The sequence below is a fragment of the Rhodococcus sp. BS-15 genome (genome assembly GCF_000813105.1).
Lineage (GTDB): Bacteria > Actinomycetota > Actinomycetes > Mycobacteriales > Mycobacteriaceae > Rhodococcoides.
Map to the genome: position 1 here is coordinate 1 of NZ_BAOX01000281.1, position 6333 is coordinate 6333.

5 protein-coding genes are annotated in these 6333 nt (G+C 65.7%); all 5 read left to right on the forward strand.

The features are described 5' to 3' along the window. Window positions 1–586: cell wall metabolism sensor histidine kinase WalK (locus tag RHBS_RS22630; RefSeq protein ID WP_145977572.1), on the forward strand; the 586-nt coding region annotated here is incomplete at its 5' end. Window positions 587–621: 35 nt separating this feature from the next. Continuing rightward, complete coding sequence (gene lpqB / locus RHBS_RS22635) at window positions 622–2364, forward strand: MtrAB system accessory lipoprotein LpqB (RefSeq protein WP_128646473.1); 1743 nt, start codon at window positions 622–624, stop codon at window positions 2362–2364. Window positions 2365–2411: 47 nt separating this feature from the next. Next, window positions 2412–3095, forward strand: coding sequence for a ComF family protein (locus RHBS_RS22640; protein ID WP_128646470.1), 684 nt, complete (start codon window positions 2412–2414; stop codon window positions 3093–3095). Window positions 3096–3296: 201 nt separating this feature from the next. Further along, window positions 3297–3965, forward strand: coding sequence for a ribosome hibernation-promoting factor, HPF/YfiA family (gene hpf / locus RHBS_RS22645; RefSeq protein WP_128646471.1), 669 nt, complete (start codon window positions 3297–3299; stop codon window positions 3963–3965). 307 nt (window positions 3966–4272) lie between these two features. Then, window positions 4273–6333, forward strand: a 2061-nt coding sequence (secA, locus tag RHBS_RS22650; RefSeq protein ID WP_128646472.1) for a preprotein translocase subunit SecA, incomplete at its 3' end; no start/stop codon positions are given.

The window sequence follows — 6333 nt, forward strand, 5'->3', positions numbered from 1 at the left end:
GCAGCTCGACCTGCGCATGTGCGCGCGAGCGGCCGTGTCGACCGTGCGGCACCTGGCGCGCGAGACCGGTACCGAAGTGATCGTCGACATGCCCGAGACCGCAGTGGTCGCCGAGGTCGACCCCCGACGGGTGGAACGGATTCTGCGCAATCTGCTGGCCAACGCACTCGACCACGGCGAAGGCAAGCCGGTCCTGCTGCGGCTGCGCTCGGACGCCGATGCGGCGGCATTCGTGGTGCGCGATCAGGGGGTCGGTCTGCGACCAGGAGAAGAGAAGCTGGTGTTCAACCGGTTCTGGCGCTCGGATCCCTCCCGCGTCAGGCGATCCGGCGGCACCGGCCTGGGGCTGGCGATCAGCGTCGAGGACGCCCGCCTGCACGACGGTAAGCTCGAAGCGTGGGGAGCAGTAGGCGAAGGCGCATGCTTCCGACTCACCCTGCCGCTCGTGCGCGGGCACAAGGTGATCGGATCCCCACTGCCCCTCAAACCCAGCACCAAGAAATTCGCACAAGGACAACCGATTCCCGCGATAACCGCACCCAAGACATCCGCGCCGAGGACATCCGCGTCGGAGCCTGCGACGTGACCTTATCGTTTCGTCGCAGCACCCGCGTGCTGGCGATGTGCGCGCTCGTCGTCGCCCTCGTCGGCGGATGCGCGAGCCTTCCCGAGTCGTCCAGCCCCCAGGCCATCGGCACCTTGACCGCCGGTGCCGTGCCCACGAGTGCTCCGGCTCCCGAGCCGGGACGCGAGCCCGATCGCTTGTTGGACGACTTCTTCGAGGCCAGCGCCGTCTCGGCCAACCGGCACCAGGCCGCCCGCCAGTTTCTCACCGAGGAGGCGTCGGGAACCTGGGACGACGGCGCACGCACCGTGGTCGCGGACCGGATCGACACCCTGTCCGGACCGCGTACCTCCGACACCGCGCAGTTCACGATCCGCTCGGCGACGGCCGGAATGCTGGCCTCCGGCGGCGAATACCAGGCCGGCTCGGACACCTTCGACGCCGCGATCGAGATGGCGCGAGTGGACGGGCAGTGGCGCATCTCGAAATTGCCGCCCGGCGTCGTCATCGATCGATCCGCGTTTCTCAACACCTATCAGCAGCGGTCGCTCTACTTCGTCGATCCGCTCGGTGGCGTGCTCGTGCCCGATGTCCGGTGGACCAGCGGATCGCAGGACCAGCTCGCCAACCAACTCGTGCAGCTGCTCATCGACGGTCCCAAGTCGGCGCTGTCGGCCGCGGTGAGCAACGAACTGTCCGAGGATGTGAGCATTCGCGGGCCCATCACCAAGGCCGACGGTCAGACCGCGCAGGTGGGGGTGGGGCTCGGTGGCATCAAGATCGACTTCGGCGGCCTGCAGAACAAGGGTGACCGCGACCGCGAACTGCTTGCTGCTCAAGTGATCTGGACCCTCGCCTCGGCCGAGGTGGCAGGGCCGTACGTGTTGCTCGCCGACGGCCAACCCATCGACACCACCAAGCCCGACGGGTGGACGACCGCAGGCGTCGACTCGTTCGATCCGCTGGGCAGCACCGACGACAGTGTCGGACTGCACGCACTCGCGTCCGGCACATTGCTTCGCGTCGACGAAGCGGAGACCACTCCCGCTCCCGGGTACTTCGGGCAGGCCCGCAACCTGCGCTCGGTGGCGCTGTCCAACGACGGCACACTCGTGGCAGGCGTCGCGGATACCGGACGGCCTTCCCCTGCGCCGTCGAGCACGCTCATGGTCGGAAGTTACGACGGCGGCGCGTTCCCCGTAGCGGAGGGACAATCGATCACACGGCCCACGTGGGGGGCCGACGACAACGCGGCGTGGGCGGTGATCGACGGCACCAACGTCATCCGAGCCGCCCGCGATCCTTCCACCGGTCAGGTATCGGTGATACCGGTCGAGGCCACCGCCGTCACGACACTCGGCAACCGGATCACCGAACTGCGACTTGCCCGAGACGGAGTGCGAGCGGCGCTCATCGTCGACGGCGTCGTGTACGTGGCGACGGTGGTGCGCGAGCCCTCCGGCGTGTACTCCCTGACCGAGCCCAGGGCCGTGGCCATCGGACTCGGTAGCGACGCCACGAGTTTGGACTGGAGTACCGGCGACACCATCGTGATCGCGCGGGTCGCCACCGACACACCGGTGGTCCAGGTGACCGTCGACGGATCCCGGATGGATCCGCTGCCCTCACGCAATCTGACCACTCCGGTGTTGGCGGTCGATGCCTCGCCGGAAACGGAGTACGTGGCCGATGCACGGGCCGTGTTCGCCCTCAACAATGCCGATCCGGTCGGCGACCGGTACTGGCGCGAGGTCACCGGATTGGCCGGAGTGAAAGCAGTGCCGATTCTGCCCGGCTGACGTCGGCCGCGGATGTCTGTCGGTGGGCCCGGGCAGACTCTGCATCCATGCGGACGCTCCTCGATCTGGTTGTGCCCCTCGAGTGCGCCGGATGCGGTGTGCCGGGGGAGCACTGGTGCCCGGTGTGTTCCCTGGCCCTGTTCGTCCCGCCCATCGTCGTTCGGCCACGCGTCGATCCCGGTGTGCCGTGCTGGTCCCTGGGCACCTACAGCGGGCCGCGCCGCAGTGGTGTGATCGCCCTGAAGGAGCGAGGTCGACGGTCGGTGGCCCGGCTTTTCGGGCGAGCGCTCGCCGAGGCCGTCGGACATCTTCGCGACGCGGGTGAGATCGATCCACCCGAGCTGAGTTCGCTGATTTTGATCTGCGCGCCCTCTCGGGCTCGTGCGGCGCGCGCTCGCGGGGGTGATCCCGTTCTGCGATGCGCTCGAATCGCTGCCGAACAGTTGGCACCGGAGCGAGTGCTCGTTCCCGAGTTGCTCCGCATGACCGGCGGAGTCCGCGATTCGGTCGGACTGTCGGCCGGGCAACGCCAGCACAACGTGGCGGGCCGGATCGAGGCTGTCGGGGTGACTCGTCCGCGAGCAGGCGAACGTGTGACGGGGTCGGCGGACTTCACCGTTCTACTGATCGACGACGTGGTCACCACCGGCGCCACGTTGGCCGAATCGGCAAGAGTGCTAACCGATTTCGGAGTGCCGGTGGCCGGCGCGCTGGTTGTGGCGAGTGCGTGACGGCGAGGGAGGGGGACACGCCGACAACCAATTCGGGGTGAACGGTGGCACACGAGTCGATGACCGACTAACGTCGCGGACACGCACCGACTGGACCAGATGTGAGGTGATGCCCCGGACTCGAGATGCCGGAAGGTTCCCCATTCGGCATGCACACTTGCCACGTCCAACAGTGGGCGTGGCCGATATCGGGAGGTACGCGTGACGACCCCTTCACAAGCCTCGGTTTTCTTCGACGAGAAGCCCTCGGAAGAACCCGCCCAGAGCAATGCGGACGTCGTGGTCAAGGGCCGCAACGTCGAGATACCGGATCATTTCCGGATATACGTCTCCGAGAAATTGGCTCGCCTCGAGCGCTTCGATCCCTCCATCTACCTGTTCGACGTCGAACTGCAGCACGAACGAAATCGCCGCCAGGCCAAGGCATGTCAACGCGTGGAGATCACCGCGAAGGGCAAGGGCCCGGTCGTTCGAGCCGAAGCGTGTGCCGACAGTTTCTATGCCGCACTCGAAGCGGTGACGTCGAAACTCGAGAGCAGACTCCGGCGCACCAAGGACCGTCGCAAGGTCCACTACGGCGAGAAGAGGCCCGTGTCCGTCGCCGAGGCCACTGCCGAACTCGCCGAGGACGACACGCTGGCACTCGATCCCGAGACGAAACTCGACTCGTTCGAGGACGACCAGAGCGGCCCCGGGCACATCGTGCGAACGAAGATTCACTCGGCCGCACCGATGAGCGTCGACGACGCACTGTACGAAATGGAACTCGTCGGACACGATTTCTTCTTGTTCCACGACAGCGCAAGCGATCGCCCCTCGGTCGTGTACCGACGGCACGCCTTCGATTACGGCTTGATCAGACTCACCTGACCGGACCGCCCGGGACGGCTCGATACGTTCGCCGTCCGTGAAATCTTTGCACCGCTGCAGGCTCGACACCGGAGACTCGATCCGCACGTCGAGCCTGCAGTGCTGTGTCGGTGTTGTCCGAATGGCCGACCGGCGATCTCCGACGACCGATAGTCGGGCTGCCGGGTTCGCAGCGACACCGCCTACCATGGACGCGTTCGGGTTACCCGCCGCGCAGAAGTCGTGGTGACGAACCCGTGAGCTCGTGCAGTATGCAGTGTTGTTCGTACCAGTACCCGTGAACCGAGGATTGAGGACGAGAAAGCCCGTGCCGTCGCTGTCGTTTTCCAAGCTGCTCCGTGTCGGTGAAGGTCGCATGGTCAAGCGGCTCAAGAGCATCGCCGACCACGTCTCGACCCTGTCTCCGGACGTCGAGAGCCTCTCCGATGACGAACTGCGCGGCAAGACCGCGGAGTTCAAGGAAAGGTACTCCGCAGGCGAGACCCTGGATCAGCTCCTGCCCGAGGCCTTCGCCGTGGCCCGTGAGGCGTCCTGGCGAGTGCTGTCGCAGCGACACTTCGACGTTCAGGTGATGGGCGGTGCCGCCCTGCACTTCGGCAACATCGCCGAGATGAAGACCGGTGAGGGCAAGACACTGACGTGTGTTCTCCCCGCCTACCTCAACGCCATCTCCGGCGAGGGTGTGCACGTGGTGACGGTCAACGACTACCTCGCCAAGCGCGACTCGGAGTGGATGGGCCGCGTGCACCGTTTCCTCGGTCTCTCGGTCGACGTGATCCTCTCCGGCATGACCCCGGTGGAACGCCGCGCCGCGTACGCCGCGGACATCACCTACGGCACCAACAACGAGTTCGGTTTCGACTACCTGCGCGACAACATGACGCACTCGCTCGACGACCTCGTCCAGCGCGGCCACAACTTCGCCGTCGTCGACGAGGTCGACTCCATCCTCATCGACGAGGCCCGCACGCCGCTGATCATCTCGGGACCGGCCGACGCGTCGAGCAAGTGGTACGGAGAGTTCGCCCGTATCGCGCCGATGCTCAAGGTCGACACCCACTACGAGGTCGACATCCGCAAGCGGACGATCGGTGTGCACGAGGCAGGCGTCGAACTGGTCGAGGATCAGCTCGGCATCGACAACCTGTACGAGGCCGCCAACTCGCCGCTGGTGAACTACCTCAACAACGCGATCAAGGCCAAAGAGCTCTACACCAAGGACAAGGACTACATCGTCCGCGACGGTGAGGTCATCATCGTCGACGAGTTCACCGGCCGCATCCTGGTGGGACGCCGCTACAACGAGGGCATGCACCAGGCGATCGAGGCCAAGGAAAAGGTGGAGATCAAGGCCGAGAATCAGACTCTGGCCACGATCACTCTGCAGAACTACTTCCGCCTCTACGACAAGCTCTCGGGCATGACGGGTACCGCCGAGACCGAGGCCGCCGAGCTCCACCAGATCTACGGCCTCGGCGTCATTCCGATTCCGACGAACCGTCCGATGGTCCGAGTGGACAACGGCGACCTGATCTACAAGACGGAAGAGGCCAAGTTCGACGCCGTCGTCGACGACGTCGTCGAGCGGCACGGGAAGGGCCAGCCGGTCCTCATCGGCACGACGAGTGTCGAGCGCTCGGAGTACCTGTCGAAGCAGTTCACCAAGCGCGGCGTCGCGCACAACGTGTTGAACGCGAAGTTCCACGAGCAGGAAGCGACGATCATCGCCGAGGCGGGTCGTCAGGGCGCGGTGACCGTGGCGACCAACATGGCCGGTCGTGGTACCGACGTCGTACTCGGCGGCAACCCGGACATTCTCGCCGACCTCGAGCTGCGCAAGCAGGGCTTGGACCCGGTCGAGACCCCCGAGGAGTACGAGACCGCCTGGGAGCCTGCGCTGGAAGAGGTCAAGGCACAGGTCAAGGCCGACGCCGATACCGTGCGCGAGGCCGGAGGCCTGTACGTCCTCGGTACCGAGCGGCACGATTCGCGCCGTATCGACAACCAGCTTCGAGGCCGCTCCGGTCGTCAGGGAGATCCGGGCGAATCGCGTTTCTACCTCTCGCTCGGCGACGAATTGATGCGTCGATTCAACGGCGGCGCACTCGAGTCGATCATGACCCGGCTCAACCTGCCCGACGACGTCCCGATCGAAGCCAAGATGGTGTCCAAGGCCATCAAGAGTGCTCAGACGCAGGTCGAGCAGCAGAACTTCGAGATCCGCAAGAACGTTCTCAAGTACGACGAGGTGATGAACCAGCAGCGCACCGTCATCTACGAGGAGCGCCGCCGCATCCTCGAAGGTGCCGATATGGAGGGCCAGGTCGAGGGCATGATCACCGACGTGATCACCGCCTACGTCGACGGT